Source organism: Klebsiella sp. MPUS7 (genome assembly GCF_009905335.1).
Taxonomy (GTDB): Bacteria; Pseudomonadota; Gammaproteobacteria; order Enterobacterales; family Enterobacteriaceae; genus Klebsiella; species Klebsiella grimontii.
In genome coordinates this window covers 3,828,478-3,852,358 of sequence record NZ_CP047604.1, presented here as the reverse complement: position 1 = coordinate 3,852,358, position 23,881 = coordinate 3,828,478, and the positions used below count along the sequence as shown (strand labels likewise).

Genomic DNA, 23,881 nt, shown 5'->3' with positions numbered 1-23,881 from the left:
ATGGCTAAAGACGGAAAACATATTATCCACGCCGGAGGCGTGTTCCCTAATCCGCTACTTAACCGTGAAGGCGGGGCAGCAGCATCGACTCTGCCTGGTACTGTTGGCTTCTTCAGTACTGCTGACAAGTTCACGGCCTCTGTAGCCGGGGCAGAATCCGCCATCAAGTATGTGGCAAACAAAGACTACTTTCGCTGCCTGAGTGTTGATGACGCAATCCCAGCCAATGAATTGGTTGTTGGTATTCATCCGCTACCTGGCATGTTCCTAAACGTGCGGGCGGCAGCGGGCACCTACACCAAAGGCCAGCCGGTTGCAGTAGCCAACGGTCAGATCACTGCGGTTGCAGATGATGCCGCCGTATTCGCTTATGTCGAAGAAGATAAAGCAGTCACTGCGGTGGCGGGCGATCTGATTCGCGTTGTGTTCAAATAAGGAGCACTGAATGTTTGTATTCTCCAAGTCTATCGGCGAGAAGACCGGGAACCTCGCGGTAAACCAGGCGCAATGGCGCGCTCTCGAACTTGAACGAAACGCCAGTGCTCAGGCTGCAGCTGATTTTCTGGCGCGCACTCAGTTCCGTGGTGATGCAGAAAACGTCCCTTATCTCGACGCGGTGAACGCAGTTGACGATATCCGCCGCCTGTATCGCGCTTTCGACACAACTGTGCTTCAGCAGTTCGAGCCGAATACCGAGTTCACTCTACTGAACGATCTGATGCCGCTGTCTCGCTCCGTGCGAATTGAGCAGTCTCGTTACGATTACGCTCGTACCGGCGGCCGCGGCTGGGCTCATACTTCCATGTCCGGTCAGGTCGGTGCGGCGCTGGATGCTCGCAGCTATTCCTTCGACGGCACCATGGTACCTATTCACGACTCGGGCTTTAAGTTCGAATGGCGTGATCCAATCTTCAACAGCCCGCAGGCATTGCAGTCGCAGTCGGATGCGCAGCGTGGTTCCGTTGAAGATGTTCAGCGTCGTTACGTTGACTACATTTTCAACGGCTTCCGTGACAAAGCTGGCAACTTCGCAGTGTTCGACGGCCTGACCTGGAAAGGGTTGCGTGACGATGAGCGTGTAGCACAGATCGATCTTGGGGCTTCCGGCCTTAACATCGACTTCACCTCTGGTACCGCAACGTCTCAGGCTATCCGCGCTGGCGCAATCGCGCTGCGTGATCAGATGCGTCGCGTAAACAACCAGTATGCAGAACAGACCTGGTACGTATCCGGTGAAATCATCTCCAACCTGGAGCGCTATTTCTCCGACAACTTCCAGTCCGGCACGATCATGGATGAAATCCTGAAACTGACCGGTGTAGCGGCGATTAAAGAAGACAGCCAGCTTTCAGGTAACGAAATTGTCATCGTTCCGCTGTCTGCTGGCGTCATTGCTCCAATCGTTGGTCAGGCTATCGGTACCGTTGCCTCTCCGCGTCCGGAATACAACAGCGACTACATCTGGCGCACCTGGGGTGCAATGGGGTTGATGGTTAAGCAGGACATCAACAATAAATACTCCGTAATTCATGCATCAAGCTAAGGATAAATCATGGCACTGGTCGAAATCGTGGCAAGCAACCTGCACGCCGGTGCCAGCCTCCGCAAACTGGAGGTTGGTTCGGTGGTGGATGTAGACGACGCAACGGCGGAGCGCTGGATCAGCACTGGCAAAGCAAAGGAGACCGACAAGAAGAAAGGCGAGAAGCTTTCCTTCGAAGTGGCTACTCCGTCCGCGCCTGCAGCAGAACTGACTGCCTTGCAAAAGCAACTCGCCGACGCGCTGGAGCTGAACCAACAGCTCATCGCCGATGGTGAAGCGAAAGACAAGGCTCACGCCGACGCGCTGGCAGCAGAAACAAAACGCGCAGACGAAGCCGAAGCCGCACTGGCAGAAGCAACCAAGAAGGCGAAATAACCATGGCTGACCCAATCACAGCGGCAGACGTGCAGGCGTTCCTCGGTGAGTTGGGTTACGCCATTCCCGTCTCGCTGCTCGATCCGATTCTCTGCGTGGTGAACAAAATTATCCCGTGCCTCGATGGTGCGGGATACGACGAATGCACGGCAAAGCTCATCCTGATGTATGCCGCTGCGCTCATGGCGACGTCTTCCGGTGCCCGGCGAATAAAATCGCAGGGGGCGCCATCAGGAGCGTCGCGCTCGTTCGACTACGGAGACGACGGCATCACCTGGCTGCGCGACTCGCTGGCGAAACTGGATACCAGCGGTTGCACCAGTGAACTACCGATCAGCGCCGGCAACAGTGTGGGGCTGTTTTTGGTGGTCGGGGGCTGCTAATGGCGTGGATTTCAGTTCAGCAACGGCTACCGCGGACGTTTACCCGGGTGTGGGTGATGACCGATACCGGCCAGCAAACGACGGCATACGTGAAAAGCGACGGCGAATGGTTCATTAACTGCGCCCGCATACGGGCCACAGGCGCAATCGTGCTGCGATGGAGGGATGGCTGATGTCTTCGGTTGCTTCATGGTCATATACCGCGACAGCGACAATCTGGCGGAATCTCGGCAACGATGAATATGGCGATACGCTAGGCTTCTCGCCTCCTGAGTCGATTCTCTGTGATTACGAGGGCGGCTTGTCAAAGCGCATCGGCAGTCTTGGCTCTGAAATCGTCGTGAAGAATACCGTGTGGTCTGAGTATGCACTAGCAGCGGCGGGTGATTACCTCCTAATTGGAGCATCGACCGAATCCGACCCGGTTGTTGCCGGCGCCGACGAGGTGCGGCAGGTTATCCGCTACGCCGACACGTTCGAGCGCCTGGCGGATGATTACGCAATTCTGACGGGAGTCTGAGTATGGGCGTTAAGATCCGCGGCATCGAACAAGCAAAGCGAAATCTCGACCGTATCATTGGAGATGTTCAGGGTAGGAAGGTAGTCAGGGCTATCAAATCAGCCTTGTTAATCGTCGCGCCAGAGGCCGCAAGGATGACGCCTGTTGCCACTTCTAATCTGATTAACTCACAGTTTCAGGAAGTGATGGTAAATGGCACACGCATTACCGGACGAGTGGGGTATTCGGCTAATTACGCGGTATACGTCCATGAAGCTAAAGGAACGCTCAAGGGCAAACCCCGCCCAGCATCACAGGGCGGTGGTAATTACTGGGACCCGGCAGGCGAGCCTCAGTTCCTGAAGAAAGCAGGCGATGAAACGCGTAATGCCGTTGATGCCGCAATCAAAAAGGAGCTAGCCCTGTGAACCCTCCGATGCATAAGCGCGTTCGTAACTTCCTCGTTGATGCCGGCTTAACTACCGGGTACACCGTTCAGTCACTGACATGGACCGATACAGGAAAGCTTGCAGAACGATTCATCGTATTCCGTCCCAACGGCGGAACGGCAGTAGACCGCGATATGGCTGCTGATTATTACGTCCTGGTCGATGTGATAACTGGTAAATCTGCCGGTGACTATGCCAAATCAGAGGCTGATGTGCAGGCCATCATCGATTATGTGAAGCAAAACCCGATGACGAATCCCTGCCTCGGACAGATATCAAACCTTGGCGGAATTCCGTCGCCAGTAATGACTGAAGAAGGGCGCATGGTGTGGCGCTTACAGTTCGCCAGTCTCTTCGGCGGGTAACACCAAATCAAATCACACAAGGTCGCCTGGAGCGGCCTTTTTTATTATCTGAAGTGAGGTAAGCAACGATGCAAGGCTGCTCCAATAACGAACAACTTATCGGTCGCGCGAAGACGCTGGAACTGGCTTACGGCTGTTCTGACCAGATGCCGGCAGAAGGCGAATGGAAACTCATGGGTCTGCCGACTTCTGCAACGTGGGATATGAGCCCGGAGGCGCTGACGTCTGATGCAGACAATGGCGGATTCAGTTCGAACCTGATTGCCAGCCTGGACCCGACCTATTCCATTGAGGGAGAAGTGCGCGTTCAGGACCGTACTGATGAATTCGGCATTCAGCAGTTCGTGAAGTATATCGCCGATGAAGTCCGGGCCCGACGCCAGCCTGCGGTCTGGATGCGCTTCCATTGGGGCGATTTCTATCACATCGGCTACATGGTCCCGACCGGCGCCAGTGATGGCGGTGGTGTGAAGGAAATCGTGACATACAGCTTTGAGTTCAAACTGGCTGACGGTAACACCTTCCAGATCACCGAAGCAGATGATGGCATTCCGGTAACAGGCGTCACAGTCGTTCCGACTACCAGCACTGTAGCGGCAGGTTCAAGTACCACCTTTACTGTCAATGTGGCACCTGATGATGCTGACAATAAACTGTTCACTGTTACTTCTTCTGTGCCGTCGCGCGCGACCGTGGCCTTCACCGGCAATACCGTGACTGTCTCTGCCCCGTCTGGTGCAACGGCCGGCACTGCGGTAATCACAGTTAAGACTGTGGATGGCGAATTCACAGCCACTCACACAGTAACCGTCACCGTGTAAGCAAAACAAAGGGCAGGAATCCTGCCCTTGATTTTGTTTATGGGGGAAAGATGACACCAGTTAAAGAGTTTGGCGAATGCCTGATTACTGCCGGAGACAGGGATTATTTTTTCCGGCCGTCACTGCTGGCCATGTCGCGAATTGGCGAACCTGCTGAAATTGTTCAGACGTTCTACGACCTCTGCAATGACGAAGTGACCCCTCTGTTAAGGCGGGCTGCTGAATCCTACATCCACAATGAGTACGACCGGCTGCCTGATTGCGTGTTGCAGTATATTCAGAGCGGTCTATTGAGCCGCAAGTCGATTATGGCTGCCCATACCGTATTGACAGCCTGCTGTGCTGACGATATCGGCGAGTTGATAGGATGGATGAAGCCAGGTAAAGGCAGAAAGCGCAGTTTCGTATGGCGCCAGGGAAGCATGCCGCCGCACAACATGGTTATAGTCGCCCAAAGCCTGATGATGCACGGCATCATAGGTAAAGCGAAAGTTAGAAAGCTCCAGCGGCACGAATCCAGCGATACCACATCTGAATTCCGGGCATCAGATTACATTATCGCAGCGCGTAACCACTTCGGTATCAGCAAGGAAGAGGCCGGCCAACTGACGATGACCGAGTTTCAGCTAATGCTCATCGCTAAATACCCTGAGCAGAAAGGGTACACCCGCGAAGAATACGATCACGCAGCTGATGACTACTTTGCACGGCGTAAGCGCAGACAGGCTAAAGCCAACCAATAACCAGGCTTCTGGACTACTTTTGCCTACCGCACATCAATAGTGGATTGCACACAATATCCAAAAGGGGTGTACAAACAACAGGATTTACCATTAGCGGCACTTCGTTTAGATTTGAAAAAAACAACCTAGCGAGTTGGCGATGGAAGACAAAACTATCAGCATAAAAAGTGCTGAGGATTTCTGGGGTTTTACGCAAGATTTCATAAGCAAGGATGGCTACAATTTTGATGAATTAGACATCGTTTTTGAGGGCTGGCCACTACTTTATATCAATGTCAAAGGGGATAAGTTCCACTCAAGCCTGACGGCTTCTATGATTGCCGGCATGGCGTCCATGCATGAAGCATTCCAGCGTGCATATGCAGTGGCTAAGTACGGAAGTCCAAAGCTAAATCTATTGACTAACGAAGATAAGCAGGCTCTAGATGTTGTTTTTAGGGTTGAAGAAGGGTCTACTGAATCTACAACCGATTGGTCTTTCACAACTAACAATGCAATTGATTTTCTTCAGCGGACAATGGAAAACATGAGTGGTGTCGAAAAAATGACGGTGCTTTTGGCTTTGATTTCCGCTCTCACGATTTGCGGCTGCTACTACCTACATTGCAAGAAGACTGAGAAGAAAGGTGAGAATGATTCGAAAAGTGAAGACATCAAAACTGTCGTATCAGGCATGAAGGATGCATTCACGATTGCTGCCGAGCTCAAATCAAAGGGTGAAACCCCAGCCAGTAGAGACATTGAGCAATTGGCTGAAACAGCCAAAGGAGCAGTCCTCAAATCCGTAGCTAATGATGCAGAATCAGCAGTTGTTGGTGGAGAGTCATATTCAGGTGCTCAGTTGCTGGACTTCAAAAACAGGCAGGCCAAAAACCGTGATAGCCGAGAGAGCTTTGACAACTTCTACATTCTAGGCCTGCACAGGTCGGGAATAAGTACTGATTTCAACCTGCAGGTTCAGCGGACCAGTAATGGTGAGACATTCAATCTGAAGGTATCGGAGGAAATGACTCGCCCGAATGAGCTTCCAAGATTGGCAAATGCGATACTCACGCATGAGGTTCTCCGCATAAGTTACTTAGAGGTTAGAGAAAATGGCGCTGTTGTCCGTGGTCAATACAATATGATCATTGATGAAGACCATCCGCCAATGAATGTTGCATGGGATTTTAAGCTAAAATCTAAATGACAGTTCTTACGATATAAACCCGCCTCGGCGGGTTTTTGCTATCTGGTACAACTTCATTGCCCGAGTAGCTTTGATAACCCGGCAGTCGTCGCGGCTTGAACCACGGTTTTAATAGCTTCCGTCGACATTTCGCCGAGAGTCGACTTGGCTTTTTCCTTCTGTTCGTCGTTCATATTTGAAATGGCGATCAGGTCTTCGAGGACGATCACTGCATCCCGGTGAAACTTAATGGTCTGTACGTTCAGGATGGCGCCCAAACCGCCGTCATCGCGAATGAAATCTATGCCTTTGCTGGTGATTTTCGTGAAAGAGTCCATTACAGATGGCAGTCGTCGGCCTATTTCATTGCTAAGTCTTATATCAATGAGTCCGTGACCAGCAAGATAAAGTAAGTTGGCAGTAAAGATAGTAATGCCTCCAAATTTTTCTGAAAACTCCTTGGAGAAGCTACTATCGGCAGATTCTGGGTAAATGTCGCAGAGACGTTGGAGTAGCTCTCGCTGGATGGCGCGGTCAAACTTATCCATGTTGATTCCTTGTTTCGGGTTTACCATCCAACCTACCCTGGAAGCTCACCGCCGAACATCCTGATAAACGATCAGGTGGTTTTGTCGTATCGCTTACCCTCTGCTACGATTGCCGCATCATTTACTGATGGGATAGGGATATGAAACGTATTACGGCAGTGGCATTGCTTTCTCTGGCGTTAACAGGTTGCTATAAGACAGCGCCATCTGAGCAAGAGGCGATCGATACGGCTAAAAAAGAAGTGTTGATGGCAGTCTGCGGCGACAAAACTAATAGTTGCGTAGATGTAAGTGGCGGGAAGGCGCATATCGCAGATCGAAGAAATGATAATACCAACCAAGTTACTGTCACCTTCAAAACTATAAAAGCTAATGGTGATGCACAGGAACCAAGGGCTGTGAACGTAGATGCAGGAATGGTTGTCTACGACTTCGACGCAAAAACAGGTGAAACGTACATTAAACAGCTTTCACTCTGGTCCGATGATGGAAAACACTCCATTGAACTGTGCGGACATGATTATAAGTTTTGTCGAAAGTGAATCATAACTCTCTAAAACCCGCTTCGGCGGGTTTTTTTATGTCCGGAGAATTCTATGGCTGAAAAAGTTGGTGATCTTTACTACGACGTTGACATGGAAACGGCGAAGTTAATTACTGGTAGTAGAAAGGCAGCAGATGTTCTCGGGGAAATGAATAAAAGTGCCAGAAGCGCAAGCGCAGGAGTTGATAAGTTAGAAAACTCCGGACAAAAAGCATCGGCTTCAATGGGTGTTCTAAAGGCCGCTTTATCGGGCGTAGCTAGCGCTATTACAGTCTCGCTAATTATTGATTACGGCAAGGCGTTCCTTGAGGTGGCTGACAATGTAACGCAATTACAGTCAAGAATTGCAAGGCTATCCTCAGGAACGGCCGAGGCTAAAGTGACGTTCTCAGCTTTAGCGCAAATTGCATCTAACACAGGTGCGAGCCTACAGAACACCCAAAATCTTTGGGAAAAGTTGACATCATCATTAAAAGCAACTGGCGCTACGAATAGCCAAATCCTATTTCTGACAGATACACTTCAAAAAATAGGGCGTGTCGGTGGGAGTTCTGCAGAGGAAATGGCTACAGCTCTGCGTCAATTCGGCCAGTCCATCGACGGTGGGATAGTTAGAGCAGAAGAGTTCAATTCTGTAGTTGAAAGCATGCCAGAACTAGCACGACAGATGGCAGCGGGTCTCGGGTTGTCTATGGGACAACTTCGACAAGCAATGCTTGATGGAAAAATTACAGCCGAGGCCGCCCTTAACGCAATAGCCAAACAATCGGGAGTTGTTAATCAGGAGTTTAATAAGCTACCAAGGACAATGGAGCAGGCCAGCAATAGCCTTACCGTCTCTCTTTCCTTGCTTGTAGGTAAAATGAACGAAGCTACCGGCGCGAGTACAACAATGGTGTCCATCATCGACTCTATAAGCGCGGCCATTGATAGATTGAGTGGACGAACCGAGACGGCAGCGCAAAAAATTGCTGATTTAACATCTACTGCCGAAATGTACAGCAAAAGGGCCAGGACATGGTCATGGCTTGGGCTTGATGGTTGGTCTCAACAGAATAAGGCGCTTTCAGTGCTAAGCACTAAGGCCGCTACCCTTGCAGGAGATCTTAGTGCGGTAGGTAAAGCTTCTGAGGATGCCGCAAATTCACAAAAAGGGTTTGGAGGCGTAAACGCAGCTAACCCCAAACAAGACAACCTTATCAAAATATCTGAGCGAAGACTCGCCTTAGCAAAACTGGAGGGAGAGGCGAGGGCACGACTTCAGGCGCAATATGATGCAGCCGATGCCGGAGTAAATGACCCAAAACGAGTAAAGGCCCTGCAGGACGAATACGCCGAAACCTACCGGGTTACAGAGGCGCGGAAGGAAAGCGACAAAGCAGGCAAGCAGTCAGCTTCTACAGCTGAATCTATCGCGCAGAAGCTTGAGCAACTTCGACAGGAATCGGTTCTTGCTGCTGATTCGACAGAGGGGCTAACAAGAGAGCAGCAATTACTCAGGGCTGAGCAATCCCTTGGCGCGCATGCTACGGATGAGCAAAAGCGTCAAGCCAGAGAGTATAAGGCAGCTGCCATTGACGCGGCCGCAGCGGCAAGGGGCGTAACCGAAGCGCTCAAGGCCATACCGGAGCAGGCGGAGAATAAATCCTACGCAGAATCCATGCAGAACCTGAAAGCCGCGCTGAACGCCGGGAAGATTGACCTTCAAGAGTACAACACTGCTACCGAGAAAATGGCGCTGGAGCACCAGAACAACCTCGCCAAAATTAACGCGCAGAAAACTCTAAATCCGGTAGCTACGGTCCGCGCCGAAGTTGACCCTGTACAGCAACTGGTGAACGAGAATAACCAGAAGTTATCCCTGATGCAGCAGTACCAGCAGCAGGAACAGGCAATACTCCAACAGAGCTATCAGCAGGGGAAAATCAGTTACGACCAGTTCATCGCTGCCAAATCAGCCACGGATGCTCAGTATCTGGCACTGAGAACGGCGCAGGAGAATCAGTATAATCAGCAGATGACAGAGGCCCAATGGCAGCTACTCAGCCAGCAAAGCCTCGGATATAACATGCTGACGAGTGCGGTGGATGCGTTTAGCGGGAATGCCTCAAACGCAATTACCGGCCTGCTAACCGGCACAATGTCAGCGCAGGAGGCGATGCGGTCGCTTGGGAATACCATCCTGAACAGCGTGATCAACAGCATCGTGCAGGTTGGCGTCGAAGCGCTGAAAAACTACATTCTCGGCCAGACTCTTGGGGCTGCATCTGTTGCTTCTTCTGTTGGAATGGCGGCAACAACGGCTTCAGCCTGGGCGCCAGCTGCTGCCCTAGCATCGCTCGCAACGCTGGGAACAAACGCCGCGCCGGCATCTGCAGGCATCACATCAACTGTAGGACTTGCGAGCGGTCTTGCTCTGGCTGGCGCGCGCTATAATGGCGGGCCGGTATCGGCTGGCAGTATGTATCAGGTCGGCGAGAAAGGTAAGCCGGAGATTTACCAGGCCAGCACAGGCAAGCAGTACATGATACCTGGTGATAATGGAAAGGTTATCAGCAATAAGGATATGAATGGCGGTGGTGGGCTGAATGTTCAGGTAGTCATAAACAATCAGGCATCCAATGCTGAGCCGCAATACATGGGAGCAACTCAGAGTGACGGCAATTATGTGCTGGAATTCCTGATTTCTGATGCGGAACGTAATGGTCCTTACATCAGCACGCTACAATCGACGCTTGGGTTGTCTCGTAAAGCAAATGGAGCGTTTTGATGGGAAAAGATAATATCTATAGGCCAGGAGAAAGTTTTAGAAGGGATATGGAGATAGGCAAAACGACCATTTTCCGCCAAAACAGACCGGTAAAATTCCGTCTGGAAATGGTTAACGGGAGTGTTGTGGAGGGTATCATCCCGACTAACTCGGAGTTTAAGATTACGCCTCAGGATGGGGATATCAAAAAATTCGACATTATCATCGAAGATATTCCCAAGTCTCCGCAGGCAATTGAATAACTAAACCAACCCGCTACGGCGGGTTTTTTAATGGGTGGAAATTATGAAATTTTGCGAATTACCAGAGCGAGTACAGGAGCAAGCAGCTGAAAGGCTTTCTGATGAACTGCAGGGAATTGTGGCGTGGAAAGAAGAAGAGAGAACGGAAAAAGCGAAGGCGATCGCCAAATCCGTTCGTGAAAGCTTTATTGCATTATGTGCCGATGATTAGCTCTTCTTCTCGTCGTCTTTAAAATGCTCGACAGCTTCATCATAGAGCGACAGCAGTCCAGAAATATTTGATGAGTAAACCGGAACACGTTGAGCCCTAACTAACTCGATGATTAGTGCGTAGGCTGACTCTTCAGGGGAGTCTTTAGGGTTAATCAGACCAGACATAAAACCTCCTTTGTTGTAGTGGTTTTATCAGCCTAACCTGGCTCAGGGATACTTTATATCCTGATATTCGAACAGTGCCGCAGCCGCGGCTTTTTTAATGCCGGAGGAAACGTGGCAACAGTTCAATACCCTCCGTTCCTGCCGCTTCCCCAGCGCGCCGATCAGAACATGACGCAGGATACAGCCTGGCAGACGACGCAGACGGCAGTGGGTCCTGCGATATTTACCCCAATCACAACGGACCTGAAAGCGACCTGGACGCTGCAGTGGATATTAACGCTGGCGCAGGCCGAGCGGTTTAAGTCATGGTTGCGGTCACCGACCTATTGCGACCGTGGGCGCAACTGGTTCCAGATGCCGATCGACCTTGGGGATACACAAGGCGTGCAGCAACAGACGCTTCACTTCGTCAGTATGCCGGTGCAGACCAGCAAAAACGGCAGCGTTGTAACCTGGACGGCGACGGTTATCAGCAACGGTATCGAGGATATGACCGAGGACTACGACGACTGGATTGTTGAGGCGCAGCCTGGTTATGGCTACTGGCTGGATTATCTGGTGACAGAAGTTATGCCGAGGGCCGGCTGATGCCGACATTGAGAGAATGGAAGGAGCGGCGGCCGGCCAGTGATATCAAGCAGACTGTGGAGTTTTACCATCCTGCGTTTGGTTATTACCGAGTGGTCAATAACCTGTTCCGCCCGGCGACGTTCGGTGGAAACTCCTTCGAGCCAGCGCGATTCAGTGTGACCGAGCCAGCGCAGGACGGAACGGCAGTTATATCAATGACCATAACGTTTGTCGCCGCGACGGAGCACGTCAGACAGACGCTTAAAAGCTGGCGTGGGGCTGCGCGCATGACGCCGATAAAATGCCTGTATCAGCAGTGGAATGCGATCGGTGACACGGCATCACTGAAAGACTGGACGCTTTACGTGAACGACATTTCCGCCGATGCCAGCAACGTCACTGTGACCGCCGGGAAAACTAACCCGCTGACGCTGGCCAACTCCATCATTTACACCACGAAAGACTATCCCGGGCTGATCACCGTATGACACAGAGTGAATTTATCGGGCTTGTTAACGGCAAGCCCTGGGCTAACCGCGCCTGCAGTTTTGAGCAAGTGGACTGCTGGGGCCTGGTGGTTCTCTATTACCGCCATGTGCTGGGCCTGGAGTTACATCACATCGCCGGCTACGAATCGGGCGCGGATTTCATCACCTGCTACGAACAGGAGCACGCACACTGGCGGCGTGTGCCGGTGGCGACCACCGGTTGCATCGCCGTTTTTTACCGCGGCGAAGTGCCGGCGCACATCGGGGTAATGATCAGCCCGGTTAAGTGCCTGCATGCCCGCGGCGAATTCGGTTTCGTACGCTGCGACAGCCCGCTGGCCTTACTGAAGGTTTACAGCAAAGTGGAGTACATGGTGCATGGTTCGATATGAATTGCAGCGACTGCCCGGCGCGCCGAAGCAGTCAGGAACGGTAGAGACCGGCACCACACTGATTAGCCTGCTGGATTCTCTACAGTTACACCGCGATCTGGTCGTTAAACTGAATGGTCGCGCGCTGCCGGACGACTACGATATCAGTCGGCCACTGAGTGCCGGTGACGTCGTGGCGGTGTTCGACCAGCCGGAGGGCGGTGTTGGCAAACTCGTCACCACGATACTGCGCCCGGTCTCGAAAATCCTTTCCGGTGCGCTGAAGGTATTCGGCCTGTCAAACAAGCCGAGTGCCTCTGTATCGGTTGCGACGGGAGAATCGCCGAATAATGACTTAACTGGCCAGACGAACCGCGCGCGACTCTACAAGGGGCGCCCGAACATTTACGGCCAGTGCCGTGTGTTTCCAGATTTGATTCAAGAAGCGCTATTCGAGTTCGTCGACAATAACAAACAACTTACTGAGTGGTTTGAAGTTGGTTACGGCCGGTACACCATTTCCTCGATCCGCTACTCGGAATCGAACCTCGGCAGCCTGGCGGGCGCCAGTTCTGCGATTTATAACCCGGGTGACGTGATCGGCACGATTGAAGTCGGCTATCAGTTCGATGATGTGGATAACGAGACTGTACCTGGCCTGAACGAAAGCGAAGATTTCCCGGCTCAGACCGCAACAACGACTGCGCCGACCTCAGTAGCTATAGAGAGTAATCAACTCAAGGCTGTTGTGCTGTCAAACGATGACAACTTTGCATACTTCGCTGCGCTGGCGGTGCCGCACCCGGTTACGTTCGTCATCAATGCCACATGGAACGACGGCGGCACAAGTGTTACTCGAAACGTCACCGGCGCCGGGAATATCATCTCATCAGAGAGCTTCATCGGTGACGACACGCTGTCGTACACGACGTTTTATATCGGCGAGCTCTCTGGAGAAATTACGTCGCTGCCGGGTAATGCGGTTATCAACGCGACTCTGTTCACGCTGAATGACCAGACCCCGCTGGTTATCGGGCCGTCAGTCTCGCCAATCGTCTCGACGCAGGTCTGGGTGCATGTGCTGGTTCAGCTAGGCGCGACTGCCGGCACAACGCAATACCGGATTAAATTCTGGAAGGTTGATGACGATAACAATCAGGTGCCGGGGACCTCAGAGCAGTATGATTATTTCTTCGACAACGATTTTCAAGTCACCACACGTTACTTCCGCACGACGCATAAATTCACACCGGCGGCCGGGTCCGGGCGCTATGCTGTTACCATCGAACGCCTCGATAACAGCAACGATGCCAACGTCGTGACACTGATGGCAATCCACGCGGTGAACGTGCGGGAAAACGTCGTTTATCCGGAAGACACGATTGCCCGCATTACGATCAAGGGGTCGAACGACAGCAACTCAAACCGCGAGCAGAAGTACAACATGCTGGCGCAGCGTCACACAATTAGCTACGACCGGACAACCGGAGCGGTCGATTATACGCTGCGGCCGAGTCGGTCGTTTGCCGACGCTATCCTGCATGAGTGGGTTGTCGTAAGTAAGCAGGACGAGGCAAGTATTGATGTCGCGGCTCTGTATGCCATTGCCGATTCGCTGCCAGATGCTCAACTTGGGTATTTCGATTACACCTTTTCTGATGAGAAACAGCCGCTAGGTGAGCGCATAGCGACGATCGCCAATGTGGCCCGCGTTGACGGCAACAACATCGGCGATGTTCTGACGTTCTGGCGTGATGAGAAAGTGACAAATCCCGATGCGGTATTTGCGCGCTCAAACATGTTCTGGGACGAGTACAAAGTCGCATGGCAAATGTCTCTCCCCGGTGGTTATGACGGCGTAGCGCTGGACTACGTTGACCCACTGACGAACAAGAAGGCTTACATTTACCTGCAGATCGACAGCAGCGGCATCACTGAGGTTGAGGATGCCACGGTTAACGCGATGCAGATCAGTCTGGACGGCTGCCGCAACTCCGCTCAGGCGACTGACCGGGCGTGGCTTGAGGCGAGAAAAATCCTCTATTCGCGCCTGACCATGACGGTGAAAGTGCTGGAAGAGACACAGGTCGTACGCGGTACGGTGGTTCAGTGTCCGGACCTGTACGACAACGCGCAGCAGACCGGCTACATCACAGGTCGCACTGGCGATGTATTCTCGACATCAGAGCGTATCGATTTTTCTCTCGGCGATATGTGGGTGGTGATGACAGACAGTCTGGGGAATTATCGCGGCCGCTGGCGAGCTTATCCGGTAAGCGGCAAAGCCAAGGCATTTCAGGCTGCAGCCGATACCTTCGATCTGAACATTTATGACCGCAGCACGGTGCAAAACCCCAGCCGGTATTTCATCGCTACTGACTCGGAACTGAACTCCACAATCTGGCGCGTCGATAGCGCCAAGCCCAACGGTGACGACACTCAAACTCTCTCACTCACTGAGTATTCAGACTCGATTTATCCGTAATACACAGCAGTAATTACCAACCTTCGCGCACAACATCAGATTAATTTCTGAGACTTTCGTGCGCCTTATACATAGGGCGACATGCACAATGGCAGAAGTTCCACTCCCGACACCGACACAGGTTCCGGTACCTAGTACCGATATCCGCAATGCGGTATTTGCAGGCGCGAAGCTTGACGAAGAGGTTACCGGTACTGGTGAATTCTATACCGATCGCCTCGGTGTGCAGCGCCTGACCAATACGGGGCGCACAAATCTATTTAATTTATCCCAACAGGACAGAGAAAGCCGGTTCAATGCATTTATCCAGAACTCGGGGTATGAAGTAATCGGTGATTACACTGCCGGTCCGTTGACGCTCACCGAGTATAACCAGCTCATTCGCTATAACAACGAGTTGTATAAACTCACCGCAGCGACAGGCATCCCTTTTACCACGGCTGGTAATACTGACGAAACATGGACCAGCACCGACGCTGCGCATTTTGTATCTGTCGGTGATGCAGCGCTTCGCCAAAACCTGGGTTCAGACGAAGAAGGCATGGGTGATGCCCTGACGGCTGTTAAGCAGCCATTTTTGGGAGCCACAAGTCAAACTCAGCACGATAAAAATGCCCGTTATCCTGATGTATTTGACTGGTATATGGGGGAGAGTGACCATACTTTAATGTTTCAACGAGCGGCCAATTCAGGCGTTGCGTCAATTTTTGTTCCAGATGGTGAATACATAGTTGGCGACATTAATCTTACTGCTCCAGTTAAATTCTACGGAAAAGGTTCTATCAGCATCGATGCCCTTGGGGCCAGAATAATAAAACCATCAGGCGCAAATCATATCTTTCAGTTTCTTGGTGATCCTGAAGAAGGAATCCGCCCGCATGGTGGCGGACTTCTTAATCTGAGTCTGAGCGGCCAGAAAGGTTCTGATACAGGAATGCTTGTCAGAGCTCAGACATGGAGTTATCTGTTTTTTGAGCAAATTACCTTTCAGAATCTTTCGGGCTGGGGATTGTCGCTTCAGGATGTTGCTGAGGGAGGGCTTCATAACTATCTCTGCAGACGACTGGGCAGTGAAGATACCGGATGTATTCGATTTGAAGATTATATAGACATCCCCAATAACAACGTGAATAACTTCAGCCTCTGGCGCGGTATTTTCGGGTTCAACTCAGGTACATGGATTTATGGCACCGACAGGTCAAACCTTGATGTGGTTTCTATCGCCGGGCATCACAAGTTTGAATATGACGATAAACCCGTATCCGGTAACGTCACTCAGAAGTCTGTTATATACCTTGGACAGGCCAACAGGGTAGATATAAAAGATAACTTCTTTACGAACTTCAAATTAACTAATGAAAATCTTTATACAAATTGTATTCGAATAGGTGTCAACTCTCGTGTAAAACCTAATATTAGCGGAAATCAGTTTTCGGGGTGTGACAATGTCCTGATGAATATCCAGGGCGGAACAGTTGCGGGAAGTAAAAATATTTCTAACCGGGGAGATGCAACGGCTGACGGTACTTTTGTTTGCACTTCAAACCTGCCGCAGGATATCGAGCCGATTATCTATCACACTAACAATGGAGCAAAAAACAAACGCTCGTACTATGAAGCACCGGGCTTTATATCGGCCCATAAAATGACCGGGCTGGTAAACAACCCTTTCGTACCTGATGCAAACTCTATGACTCATTACGGAACGGTAATGTCGGTCGCTGCATTAACTGAAATCCGTCGCGGTACTATTTCACGCGCACTGATTTCTGACCGTGAATTTGTGCATATTACAGCGAGAATGAAGAATGTTTCTGGCACCGCTTCATCCGTCATTCTCAATCTTGACGGCGTTGATTTCGGTAGCGTCAGCGTTACTGCCGACAGTCAGTGGCATAACTACACCTGGCAAATCAGGCCGGACAAAATCAGTAACGGCTCATTCATTCTTACAAATGGCACATCACCAATATTGTTTGACGGCGTATTTATTGAGAGAAAAAACTACCTGAACTGGTCATTTGCATGGGTTCCGGGAACGATAGCTTCAGGACAGGCGTCCACATCTCCGGTTCAAAGCGTGGCCGACACTACGGGTTTTATAGCTACTGGTGTTGAGGCTACTGCCAATGGAAGCCTTAACGGGGCAACATTACAGCCAAGTATGGACGCTGACGGTAATGTCATAATTTATTGTAAAAACAACACTGCTTCATCAATCACACCATCTTTCTCACGCATACGCCTGAGATATGAGTCAGCAGGTCGAACTAGCTAAGGGGTAACATATGTTAAAAGGAAACGTGATGTTTAAGGGGATACCCGTCAACGGAGCGGGCATTTCCGTAGGGGTGATAAATATCTCTGAGGATAAAACTGTGATGTCGTTTATCGTCAATTACACTGCGCCGGGAAGTGATATTGTATTTGACCAGGAAACGTTCAGCTGCGATTACGATTTAGATGGTCCTAACCCCGAAGAACAGGCCTACAACCACATTAAACAAATAAGAAGTTAAAAATTGTAACATCATAGTCCCCCCATCTATTTATATTTTTTCTAGATGGGGGGAGGAGTTATTTCTGTAATTGTATCAGGGTGTTGAGAAATTCTGAGGAAAGAAATTCAAACCCCAACATTTCTAAAGTTATATTCGTCATGAGATAATACTCAATTTCTTGAAATGTCTGTTTTTTAGATTTTAGTTCGTATAACTTAGGATAGGCATGGAGTATTTTGCTTTTTAAATCATGCCCTCTCATGTTATAGAATTCAGTATCACCCTTAAGCCCTTTATCGACAATATATTTTATCGATATTTTATAATCATTCTTGCGATTAAATACTTTATTTGTAATTGAGTCTATTATTTCTTGGAGTTTATCCTTGTCATGAATAATATCTTTTAGATCATCGTAGTCACTGCAACTGCAAAAGTCAGATTTTTTATGATAATTTTGATGGAAAGTCGTCAGGTATGCGAATATAGAAATGGGGTCAAAAACTAGATTTTCAATCGAGTAGGCATAGTTTTTCGCCGCCACTATGATTTTTCTGGATACTGCAGTTTTATTACTTTTATCCCAATCAATAATTCCTCTTACCGTTTCGCTTCCTGCGTTTTCAAGATATTCAACCGCTCTTTTTACCTTGTTGCAATCACTTTCTTCATTAATCTTTCTTGTCAGTAGAACCAATGATTCTTCGGAGGCATCTTTAAATACACTTTTCACATGTTTATCAATCTCATCTATTGGTATCTGGCCGCCTGAAGCCATAAATGTTAACGTAATAGCAGGGTCAAGCCCAAGGTTTTTGAATGATAATTTCGAGAAAATAGCTTGGTAGATGTCACTGTCCCTTCCATTCTCAACATATACCTGTCTTCTGTTTCTTGGAGATATGGATATCTGAGAAACTCCTTGTAATAAATTACCTATTGCCTCGTCTTTAGAGACCTTTCGGTGTATGGTATTCGTTTCAAAATCCTCAAGAACGAATAGTTCGTCATTAGGTAATAAAGCTACAGTAGTTGGAGAATGGGTTGATAAAATGAAATTACAATTTAGCATTTTGTTTAGGGAATTTAGTGTTTTGAATAGTTCCGGTATCATCTTTGGGTGTAAATATACATCTGGCTCATCAAGTAATATAAGTGATTTATTGTCTAATATATTTTCATAATGTTGAGTGTTTATGGCGTATATATTCAATACCATCCATAAAATCACTTTTTCTCCAGAAGACAAATTTTCTATCTCGATCTGTTCATCATTGTCTACCCGTAGTATTGAAGGTTTATAGATTGAGTCGTAACAGCTTTTTGGGGGTGTCTGAATATGATATTTATTATCGAATGAGTTTCGTATTATTTCGTTTAGTACACCGTGAGGCGATTTTTTTTCTTTGTTAAAGTCATGTGTATCTAAACAAAATAAATCATCGCCATTTGATACTTTATAATTCAAATAGTTATTGGCTTCAATTTCATAGTAATGTTTTGAGATTAATATAGAGATATTCAATTTATAAGATGGTAAGCATTGTGATACAGCATTAACTAATGAAAGGCATAGCTTAATTTCATTCGAGGTTGTTTTTTTGATTTCTTTTTTACTTATATCTTCTATTTCTCTGATTAGTTTTAGGACTGGGATTGTAAGTATCTCACCGAAATCGCTTCTTGATGTCGTTTCAGGGGGGAACTCTGTTCCTTTTACATGATTTTCAATTGTTGTTAAAATAGCCCTACAGATTAAATCAATGTGGTATGCATATGATATACTCCTGAGCATAGAGCTGTTTGGAATGTTTACATTCGTTCTGCCAATTTTATCAGGTGCTAAAACATCCCCATCGAAAAAAATTTGTGCTCTATTCTCAATGATACTGTCTAAGAATCTCGTTTTTCCAACTCCGTTCTTACCAGTAATAATACAATAAGGAGCCTCAAATTCTAATGGCTCATTTAATTTGAAACCTTTATAATCAGTGAGTGATGAAATTGAAATCTTCATTTTTACCTTCTTATGGACATAATAAATCATCATGTAGTTAGTTGCTGTTCACACGATTGATTTTGAATTAAGTAATAATTGATCTTACTTCATAACCAAATCTAACGAGGGCTGTTAACATATAACAATAATTTCGTCCTTTTTACAACGGTGTTGCTTGCAAATGCTGCGCGGGTACGAGCCAGTAAACGTCACTCATTAGTAAATCGTATGCAAGAGCCCGCAGGTGAGAAATTTGCTATTGAAGCAATGCTATAGCTGAAAAATTTTATCCTCGCACTGTTCGTAAAACCATCAAACAGTTCAGCACTGAAAGCATTTTAAGACTTACCTTACTCATTACATCAATGCGTTACGTCAATGACGCGAATTGATAGCCGGAACCTATATTGATATGTGGCTGGGTTAAATATACTGTATATATAAACAGTGTTTGTGGGGCAAATAATGCTCAGACAATCAGATATCAACCAGGCATTTCGTGAGTCGATTCTCCGAAACTCGAAAGGCTATCAGTACCTGCACACTCGCGATTTTGTGTCTTCTCTGGAGTGCCGTGGCATCCATCTATCTTATTCCGAGGCTAACCGGTGGATAGAGCGCTATCAGTCGTGCTTCGCTGACAAGACGCCTGATCACTCCGAAAACAGATTATGGATTCTGCGGAACATGGGGAGGGTGATGTAATGACTGCCAGCTATTTTCCTTCACCGGCCGCCGACTACGTTGAGCAGAGGCTGACTGTCACGGCTGCGTGCAACATTGGCGCTAACTCTCAGGTTATAGAGACGGATCGCGGCTATGTCGTTCTCGATTTATCGCTGAAGGTGACGCAAGGAAGCGTCCTTCTTATCCGCCTGGCTGGCGAACTGCAGTTTGCAAAATTGATGGGAAGCTCTTTTATCACAGTTGAAGGCGAGAGCATCGAAGGTGAGGCGTTGGAAGACGAGGAATTGCTCGGAGTCGCAACCCATGCGATTAACGACTTGAGACAGGATATAAGTCCTGTTTGATAAAAAAATCCCCGGAGCAGGCACACTCAGGGGAAAAACTTCATGACATTATTGCTGTGTGCGTCTTTGCGCGGAGTATATCTTCTGAGAAAATTCCAGATGTTTCCAGATATTTCTGGTCTGAACAGTCAAGTTGAAGTTCCGGTTGCATGGGTACGTTTTTACTTATGGGTGTCCTGGAGATGTTGAAGCCCCCAGAGTCGCACCCCATGCGATTAACGATTTGAGGCAGGATGCAAGTCCTGTTTTTGGACGTTAAAATGGGGCAGATTTTGGGGCAAAATGTCGTTTGGGGCACGATTTGGGGCGTTCAAATGTCCGCATTTGTCCGCATTTGTCCTGAAGCAAACCGCGCTATATCGTTGAAAATAATGCAGAACGTTGAATTTGCTAAACTAATTTTTTGCATGCCATAATAAAGTTAATATTTAGGCAACCGCGATCAAAAAAATTGCTCTGTTTGCAGCACCGGGCGAGGTTATTGCGTAAACTTTAAAAACTTTACCAACTCGCTGTTTCTTTAAGGTCATTTGTACGCTTTACTCACCGGCTGCTGCGGCGCCGAACGAGTGTAGCGGCATATTTTTGTTTGGAAAGGATACTTGGGTGGCTCTTATGACGCATGATGCTTTTTCCCTTCGCGGCCTCGCGGCAGGCTGCGCGCTTTTATTTCTCGTTGCGCCTGCGGTGCAGGCTGCAGAACAACTCCCCGATGCGCCATCCATTGACGCGCGAGCCTGGATCCTGATGGACTATGCCAGCGGCAAAGTGCTCAGCGAAGGCAATGCCGATGAAAAACTCGATCCGGCGAGCCTGACCAAAATCATGACCAGCTATGTTGTCGGCCAGGCGTTAAAGGCGGGTAAGATTAAGTCGACCGATATGGTGACTATCGGGCGCGACGCGTGGGCAACCGGTAACCCGGCGCTGCGCGGCTCATCGGTGATGTTCCTTAAGCCAGGAATGCAGGTGTCGGTCGAAGATCTTAACAAGGGCGTTATCATTCAATCCGGCAACGACGCCAGCATCGCGATCGCCGACTACGTGGCGGGCAGCCAGGACGCGTTTGTCAGCCTGATGAACGGCTATGCGCAGAAAATGGGCCTGACCAACACCACCTTTATGACCGTGCACGGTCTGGATGCGCCGGGTCAGTTTAGTACCGCCCGCGATATGGCGCTGCTCACCAAAGCGATGATCCATGACGTGCCGGAAGAGTATGCGATCCATAAAGAAAAAGAGTTCACCTTCAACAAAATCCGTCAGCCGAACCGCAACCGTCTGCTATGGAGCACGAATCTCAACGCTGACGGCGTGAAAACCGGGACCACCGCCGGGGCGGGCTACAATCTGGTTTCTTCCGCGACGCAAAACGATATGCGCCTGATTGCCGTCGTGCTCGGCACCAAAACTGACCGTATCCGTTTTAACGAATCAGAAAAACTGCTGACCTGGGGCTTCCGTTTCTATGAAACCGTGACGCCGATTAAACCCGATGCCACCTTTATTACCCAGCGCGTCTGGTTTGGCGATAGCAGCGAAGCGAAGCTGGGGGCGGGCGAGGCCGGCTCCATCACGCTGCCGAAAGGCCAGCTGAAAAACCTCAAGGCCAGCTACACCCTGAATGATACGCAGCTGACCGCGCCGTTGACCAAAGGGCAGGTGGTCGGCACCATCGACTTCAAGCTTAATGATAAAACCATTGAGCAGCGGCCGCTGATTGTGATGGAAGCGGTAAACGAAGGCGGTTTCTTTAGCCGGATGATCGATTTCGTGCTGATGAAATTGCACGGCTGGTTCGGCGGTTGGTTTTCTTAAAATGCAGGCCGCGCCCTGCGGGGCGCGGTTAGTAAAGCAGTGAAATCTGTTTTTCCTTCGCCAGCGCGAGCAGATCGTCATCCGGACACACGTCGCTGGCAATCACGTCAAACTGCGCTAAATCCCCCATCCTCGCCGGGCGAACTTTACCAAATTTACTGTGATCGACGACCAGCACGTGGTAGCGCGCGCTTTTCATCGCCCAGTGTTTGACCGGCAGCTCTTCCAGGTTAAAACAGGTCGCGCCCTGCTCGCAATCGACGCCCGCGGCGGAATAAAACGCGATGTCCGGGCAAAGGTGGCTCAGCGTATCCTGCAGGCTTAGCGGTTTAAAAATGGCGTTGCTGGCGTGGAACTCGCCACCGCACAAAATCGCGCGGCACTGGGGTTTTTCCTGCAGGGAAAGAAAGGTATTGAGCGAATAGCAGACCCCGGTAAAGGGCAGGGCGCTATCGATGGCGTCGATGATCCACGGCGTGGTGGTCCCGCAGTCAAAAAAGGCCATCTGGTGGGGCTCAAGCAGCTTAGCCGCATGGCGGGCTGCGCGGCGTTTTTCATCCACAAGGCGTGTTTTCTGATCGCTCAGCAGATAGTGCGTTGCGCTGCGCGGCTCCAGAACGATATAGCCGCCCAGCAACACGACCGGGCCGCTGTGGCCGTTGAGATCGCGACGAATGGTCATCTCTGACACGCCAAGCAGGGTGGCCGCTTCTTTTAGATGGAGTTTATCACTGCGCTTGAGTGCCTGAATAAGCTGACTGATGCGTTCGTCACGACGAGTTTCCATATTCCCTCTAAGCTGAAAGCGCCCTGCATTGACAGGGCGTCAGCGGCGATTTTACCTGCCGGAAGAGGCTTAGTCACGCGCAGGAATTGGGCGCTACCGCAACTTTACCAGCTGGTCAGGAACATCTATTCGCGCACCCAACCTTTGCGAATCGGCAGCGAAAAAAACAGACGGTACAGCCGCTGCAGATGCTGATAGAGGGTTTTTCCGCCGCTTTGCCACAGCAGTTGGGCGCTAAGGCAGGCGATCATCGCGGTGAGCAGCCCGCCCAGCATATCCATCGGCCAGTGCACGCCGAGATAGACCCGGGACCAGGCAATCGCGCAGGCAAGGGCGAACAGCAGCGCGCCCGACCACAGGCGGTGCCAGAACATAAAGGCCAGCGCAAAGGTAAAGCAGATCGTGCCGTGATTGCTCGGGAAGGAGTTATTGGGCGAATGATGCAGGAAGTTATAGCCAATACCGGCGACAAACGGACGGTCATGCGGAAAAAATACGCCGAATATCCACGAAAGCGTCAGGCTAATGGCTAATGCCATCATGACCTTAAATACTAACTGCCGCTGGTTTGGGCCCCAAAGCCATAAGGCCAACACCAATAATGGCACCATAATTATCAGGTCTTTGGCGATAAACGTCGCGATTTCAATCGCCCACCACGGCGATGCGGGGGTAGCGTTGAGTAATGCAAACAGCGAATAGTTAATATTTTCCAGCATACATCCAGGCTCTTGGGTCCGTTAGCAACAAGCCGCCCACCTTAAAAAACGGTGGCGATAAGGTAAAGCAGTATTGTCTTAATTATCAGTTTGTTATGAATTAAAACACGGGCGTGGCTTCGTAAACAGACTGATTGAAGGAGTATATAGCCTGTAATCTAATTGAAACATAAACGAAATATATACAGCTGGATTTTGATTGGTTGCTGGCGATGCGCTATCCGTGTGGCGATATTTTGCTTCATCGCTCACAATTCGCTATCTCCCCGAGACGACTTTCATTA

General features: G+C 49.7%; 29 protein-coding genes. 24 read left to right on the top strand and 5 right to left on the bottom strand.

Annotated features, from left to right (window positions below; all coding sequences use genetic code 11):
- The 11 genes from GUC22_RS17980 to GUC22_RS17930 all read left to right on the top strand — a co-directional run bounded on the left by GUC22_RS17980 (position 1) and on the right by GUC22_RS17930 (position 6,367).
- Positions 1 to 435, top strand: a complete 435-nt coding sequence (locus tag GUC22_RS17980; protein ID WP_160183691.1) for a hypothetical protein — start codon at positions 1 to 3, stop codon at positions 433 to 435.
- A gap of 10 nt (positions 436 to 445) precedes the next feature.
- Positions 446 to 1,543: a major capsid protein gene (locus GUC22_RS17975; protein ID WP_024358940.1), complete on the top strand. Its 1,098-nt coding sequence runs from the start codon at positions 446 to 448 to the stop codon at positions 1,541 to 1,543.
- Positions 1,544 to 1,552: 9 nt separating this feature from the next.
- On the top strand, positions 1,553 to 1,918 hold the full coding sequence (locus GUC22_RS17970) for a hypothetical protein (protein WP_160183690.1): 366 nt from the start codon (positions 1,553 to 1,555) through the stop codon (positions 1,916 to 1,918).
- A 2-nt stretch (positions 1,919 to 1,920) separates the two neighbouring features.
- Positions 1,921 to 2,301, top strand: coding sequence for a hypothetical protein (locus GUC22_RS17965; protein ID WP_134915949.1), 381 nt, complete (start codon positions 1,921 to 1,923; stop codon positions 2,299 to 2,301).
- On the top strand, positions 2,301 to 2,474 hold the full coding sequence (locus GUC22_RS17960) for a 50S ribosomal protein L13 (RefSeq protein ID WP_160183689.1): 174 nt from the start codon (positions 2,301 to 2,303) through the stop codon (positions 2,472 to 2,474). Before GUC22_RS17965 ends, GUC22_RS17960 begins: the two co-directional genes overlap by 1 nt.
- Positions 2,474 to 2,821 (top strand): hypothetical protein, encoded by a 348-nt coding sequence (locus GUC22_RS17955; RefSeq protein ID WP_160183688.1) that lies wholly within the window; start codon positions 2,474 to 2,476, stop codon positions 2,819 to 2,821. The genes GUC22_RS17960 and GUC22_RS17955 overlap by 1 nt, the downstream gene beginning before the upstream one ends.
- Before the next feature lie 2 nt (positions 2,822 to 2,823).
- A complete protein-coding gene (locus GUC22_RS17950) occupies positions 2,824 to 3,228 on the top strand; it encodes an HK97 gp10 family phage protein (protein WP_160183687.1) in 405 nt (134 codons plus the stop codon).
- The gene (locus tag GUC22_RS17945) at positions 3,225 to 3,614 is read left to right on the top strand and encodes a hypothetical protein (protein WP_160183686.1); all 390 of its coding nucleotides are present in this window, start codon (positions 3,225 to 3,227) and stop codon (positions 3,612 to 3,614) included. The genes GUC22_RS17950 and GUC22_RS17945 overlap by 4 nt, the downstream gene beginning before the upstream one ends.
- A 68-nt stretch (positions 3,615 to 3,682) precedes the next feature.
- Entirely contained in the window at positions 3,683 to 4,435 is a 753-nt protein-coding gene (locus GUC22_RS17940; protein ID WP_160183685.1) for an Ig-like domain-containing protein, read from the top strand.
- A 50-nt stretch (positions 4,436 to 4,485) separates the two neighbouring features.
- Entirely contained in the window at positions 4,486 to 5,178 is a 693-nt protein-coding gene (locus tag GUC22_RS17935; protein WP_142475187.1) for a DUF6246 family protein, read from the top strand.
- Between the two features lie 139 nt (positions 5,179 to 5,317).
- Positions 5,318 to 6,367 (top strand): hypothetical protein, encoded by a 1,050-nt coding sequence (locus GUC22_RS17930; RefSeq protein ID WP_133497377.1) that lies wholly within the window; start codon positions 5,318 to 5,320, stop codon positions 6,365 to 6,367.
- 53 nt (positions 6,368 to 6,420) lie between these two features.
- On the opposite strand, the gene GUC22_RS17925 is transcribed toward GUC22_RS17930, so the two are convergent.
- Positions 6,421 to 6,894: a hypothetical protein gene (locus GUC22_RS17925; protein WP_227673662.1), complete on the bottom strand. Its 474-nt coding sequence runs from the start codon at positions 6,892 to 6,894 to the stop codon at positions 6,421 to 6,423.
- 140 nt (positions 6,895 to 7,034) lie between these two features.
- Between GUC22_RS17925 and GUC22_RS17920 the strand changes: the two genes are divergently transcribed.
- From GUC22_RS17920 to GUC22_RS17905, 4 genes are read left to right on the top strand one after another with little or no spacing between them, the layout of a single operon-like run.
- Positions 7,035 to 7,436 (top strand): hypothetical protein, encoded by a 402-nt coding sequence (locus tag GUC22_RS17920; RefSeq protein WP_160183684.1) that lies wholly within the window; start codon positions 7,035 to 7,037, stop codon positions 7,434 to 7,436.
- A gap of 54 nt (positions 7,437 to 7,490) precedes the next feature.
- Positions 7,491 to 10,208 carry a tape measure protein gene (locus GUC22_RS17915; protein WP_160183683.1) on the top strand — a complete coding sequence of 906 codons (2,718 nt, stop codon included), beginning with the start codon at positions 7,491 to 7,493 and terminating at the stop codon, positions 10,206 to 10,208.
- Positions 10,208 to 10,450, top strand: a complete 243-nt coding sequence (locus tag GUC22_RS17910) for a hypothetical protein (protein ID WP_160183682.1) — start codon at positions 10,208 to 10,210, stop codon at positions 10,448 to 10,450. The genes GUC22_RS17915 and GUC22_RS17910 overlap by 1 nt, the downstream gene beginning before the upstream one ends.
- Positions 10,451 to 10,484: 34 nt before the next feature.
- Entirely contained in the window at positions 10,485 to 10,661 is a 177-nt protein-coding gene (locus GUC22_RS17905; protein WP_227673661.1) for a hypothetical protein, read from the top strand.
- Here GUC22_RS17905 and GUC22_RS17900 read toward each other — a convergent pair.
- Complete coding sequence (locus GUC22_RS17900) at positions 10,658 to 10,828, bottom strand: hypothetical protein (protein ID WP_049594414.1); 171 nt, start codon at positions 10,826 to 10,828, stop codon at positions 10,658 to 10,660. The genes GUC22_RS17905 and GUC22_RS17900 overlap by 4 nt on opposite strands.
- Positions 10,829 to 10,939: 111 nt before the next feature.
- Between GUC22_RS17900 and GUC22_RS17895 the strand changes: the two genes are divergently transcribed.
- From GUC22_RS17895 to GUC22_RS17870, 6 genes are all read left to right on the top strand, one after another.
- Positions 10,940 to 11,416 (top strand): hypothetical protein, encoded by a 477-nt coding sequence (locus GUC22_RS17895; protein ID WP_201746398.1) that lies wholly within the window; start codon positions 10,940 to 10,942, stop codon positions 11,414 to 11,416.
- Positions 11,416 to 11,886, top strand: a complete 471-nt coding sequence (locus GUC22_RS17890) for a hypothetical protein (RefSeq protein WP_004199076.1) — start codon at positions 11,416 to 11,418, stop codon at positions 11,884 to 11,886. Before GUC22_RS17895 ends, GUC22_RS17890 begins: the two co-directional genes overlap by 1 nt.
- The gene (locus GUC22_RS17885; protein WP_160183680.1) at positions 11,883 to 12,278 is read left to right on the top strand and encodes an NlpC/P60 family protein; all 396 of its coding nucleotides are present in this window, start codon (positions 11,883 to 11,885) and stop codon (positions 12,276 to 12,278) included. Before GUC22_RS17890 ends, GUC22_RS17885 begins: the two co-directional genes overlap by 4 nt.
- The gene (locus GUC22_RS17880) at positions 12,265 to 14,742 is read left to right on the top strand and encodes a MoaD/ThiS family protein (RefSeq protein ID WP_160183679.1); all 2,478 of its coding nucleotides are present in this window, start codon (positions 12,265 to 12,267) and stop codon (positions 14,740 to 14,742) included. Before GUC22_RS17885 ends, GUC22_RS17880 begins: the two co-directional genes overlap by 14 nt.
- 88 nt (positions 14,743 to 14,830) lie before the next feature.
- Positions 14,831 to 17,020 (top strand): hypothetical protein, encoded by a 2,190-nt coding sequence (locus GUC22_RS17875; protein WP_160183678.1) that lies wholly within the window; start codon positions 14,831 to 14,833, stop codon positions 17,018 to 17,020.
- Between the two features lie 10 nt (positions 17,021 to 17,030).
- A complete protein-coding gene (locus GUC22_RS17870; protein WP_160183677.1) occupies positions 17,031 to 17,261 on the top strand; it encodes a hypothetical protein in 231 nt (76 codons plus the stop codon).
- Between the two features lie 58 nt (positions 17,262 to 17,319).
- Here the strand turns inward: GUC22_RS17870 and GUC22_RS17865 are convergent, their stop codons facing one another.
- Positions 17,320 to 19,260 carry an AAA family ATPase gene (locus GUC22_RS17865; protein WP_160183676.1) on the bottom strand — a complete coding sequence of 647 codons (1,941 nt, stop codon included), beginning with the start codon at positions 19,258 to 19,260 and terminating at the stop codon, positions 17,320 to 17,322.
- A 447-nt stretch (positions 19,261 to 19,707) separates the two neighbouring features.
- Here GUC22_RS17865 and GUC22_RS27560 point away from each other — a divergent pair, with 447 nt between their 5' ends.
- From GUC22_RS27560 to dacC, 3 genes are all read left to right on the top strand, one after another.
- Positions 19,708 to 19,947 (top strand): hypothetical protein, encoded by a 240-nt coding sequence (locus GUC22_RS27560; RefSeq protein WP_320077028.1) that lies wholly within the window; start codon positions 19,708 to 19,710, stop codon positions 19,945 to 19,947.
- Positions 19,947 to 20,273 (top strand): hypothetical protein, encoded by a 327-nt coding sequence (locus tag GUC22_RS17860; RefSeq protein ID WP_160183675.1) that lies wholly within the window; start codon positions 19,947 to 19,949, stop codon positions 20,271 to 20,273. The genes GUC22_RS27560 and GUC22_RS17860 overlap by 1 nt, the downstream gene beginning before the upstream one ends.
- 615 nt (positions 20,274 to 20,888) lie before the next feature.
- The gene (dacC, locus tag GUC22_RS17855; protein ID WP_029669928.1) at positions 20,889 to 22,091 is read left to right on the top strand and encodes a serine-type D-Ala-D-Ala carboxypeptidase; all 1,203 of its coding nucleotides are present in this window, start codon (positions 20,889 to 20,891) and stop codon (positions 22,089 to 22,091) included.
- Positions 22,092 to 22,119: 28 nt separating this feature from the next.
- On the opposite strand, the gene deoR is transcribed toward dacC, so the two are convergent.
- On the bottom strand, positions 22,120 to 22,878 hold the full coding sequence (gene deoR, locus GUC22_RS17850) for a DNA-binding transcriptional repressor DeoR (RefSeq protein WP_004135121.1): 759 nt from the start codon (positions 22,876 to 22,878) through the stop codon (positions 22,120 to 22,122).
- A gap of 125 nt (positions 22,879 to 23,003) precedes the next feature.
- Entirely contained in the window at positions 23,004 to 23,597 is a 594-nt protein-coding gene (ybjG, locus tag GUC22_RS17845; RefSeq protein WP_049131731.1) for an undecaprenyl-diphosphate phosphatase, read from the bottom strand.
- Positions 23,598 to 23,881: the final 284 nt, after the last annotated feature.

Excerpts from the sequence above, each read along its gene's own strand:
- GUC22_RS17980 (WP_160183691.1), top strand. The coding sequence starts at position 1 with ATGGCTAAAGACGGAAAACATATTATCCACGCCGGAGGCGTGTTCCCT.
- GUC22_RS17975 (WP_024358940.1), top strand. The coding sequence starts at position 446 with ATGTTTGTATTCTCCAAGTCTATCGGCGAGAAGACCGGGAACCTCGCG.
- GUC22_RS17970 (WP_160183690.1), top strand. The coding sequence starts at position 1,553 with ATGGCACTGGTCGAAATCGTGGCAAGCAACCTGCACGCCGGTGCCAGC.
- GUC22_RS17965 (WP_134915949.1), top strand. The coding sequence starts at position 1,921 with ATGGCTGACCCAATCACAGCGGCAGACGTGCAGGCGTTCCTCGGTGAG.
- GUC22_RS17960 (WP_160183689.1), top strand. The coding sequence starts at position 2,301 with ATGGCGTGGATTTCAGTTCAGCAACGGCTACCGCGGACGTTTACCCGG.
- GUC22_RS17955 (WP_160183688.1), top strand. The coding sequence starts at position 2,474 with ATGTCTTCGGTTGCTTCATGGTCATATACCGCGACAGCGACAATCTGG.
- GUC22_RS17950 (WP_160183687.1), top strand. The coding sequence starts at position 2,824 with ATGGGCGTTAAGATCCGCGGCATCGAACAAGCAAAGCGAAATCTCGAC.
- GUC22_RS17940 (WP_160183685.1), top strand. The coding sequence starts at position 3,683 with ATGCAAGGCTGCTCCAATAACGAACAACTTATCGGTCGCGCGAAGACG.
- GUC22_RS17935 (WP_142475187.1), top strand. The coding sequence starts at position 4,486 with ATGACACCAGTTAAAGAGTTTGGCGAATGCCTGATTACTGCCGGAGAC.
- GUC22_RS17930 (WP_133497377.1), top strand. The coding sequence starts at position 5,318 with ATGGAAGACAAAACTATCAGCATAAAAAGTGCTGAGGATTTCTGGGGT.
- GUC22_RS17925 (WP_227673662.1), bottom strand. The coding sequence starts at position 6,894 with ATGGATAAGTTTGACCGCGCCATCCAGCGAGAGCTACTCCAACGTCTC.
- GUC22_RS17920 (WP_160183684.1), top strand. The coding sequence starts at position 7,035 with ATGAAACGTATTACGGCAGTGGCATTGCTTTCTCTGGCGTTAACAGGT.
- GUC22_RS17915 (WP_160183683.1), top strand. The coding sequence starts at position 7,491 with ATGGCTGAAAAAGTTGGTGATCTTTACTACGACGTTGACATGGAAACG.
- GUC22_RS17910 (WP_160183682.1), top strand. The coding sequence starts at position 10,208 with ATGGGAAAAGATAATATCTATAGGCCAGGAGAAAGTTTTAGAAGGGAT.
- GUC22_RS17900 (WP_049594414.1), bottom strand. The coding sequence starts at position 10,828 with ATGTCTGGTCTGATTAACCCTAAAGACTCCCCTGAAGAGTCAGCCTAC.
- GUC22_RS17890 (WP_004199076.1), top strand. The coding sequence starts at position 11,416 with ATGCCGACATTGAGAGAATGGAAGGAGCGGCGGCCGGCCAGTGATATC.
- GUC22_RS17885 (WP_160183680.1), top strand. The coding sequence starts at position 11,883 with ATGACACAGAGTGAATTTATCGGGCTTGTTAACGGCAAGCCCTGGGCT.
- GUC22_RS17880 (WP_160183679.1), top strand. The coding sequence starts at position 12,265 with ATGGTTCGATATGAATTGCAGCGACTGCCCGGCGCGCCGAAGCAGTCA.
- GUC22_RS17875 (WP_160183678.1), top strand. The coding sequence starts at position 14,831 with ATGGCAGAAGTTCCACTCCCGACACCGACACAGGTTCCGGTACCTAGT.
- GUC22_RS17870 (WP_160183677.1), top strand. The coding sequence starts at position 17,031 with ATGTTAAAAGGAAACGTGATGTTTAAGGGGATACCCGTCAACGGAGCG.
- GUC22_RS17865 (WP_160183676.1), bottom strand. The coding sequence starts at position 19,260 with ATGAAGATTTCAATTTCATCACTCACTGATTATAAAGGTTTCAAATTA.
- GUC22_RS27560 (WP_320077028.1), top strand. The coding sequence starts at position 19,708 with ATGCTCAGACAATCAGATATCAACCAGGCATTTCGTGAGTCGATTCTC.
- GUC22_RS17860 (WP_160183675.1), top strand. The coding sequence starts at position 19,947 with ATGACTGCCAGCTATTTTCCTTCACCGGCCGCCGACTACGTTGAGCAG.
- dacC (WP_029669928.1), top strand. The coding sequence starts at position 20,889 with ATGACGCATGATGCTTTTTCCCTTCGCGGCCTCGCGGCAGGCTGCGCG.
- deoR (WP_004135121.1), bottom strand. The coding sequence starts at position 22,878 with ATGGAAACTCGTCGTGACGAACGCATCAGTCAGCTTATTCAGGCACTC.
- ybjG (WP_049131731.1), bottom strand. The coding sequence starts at position 23,597 with ATGCTGGAAAATATTAACTATTCGCTGTTTGCATTACTCAACGCTACC.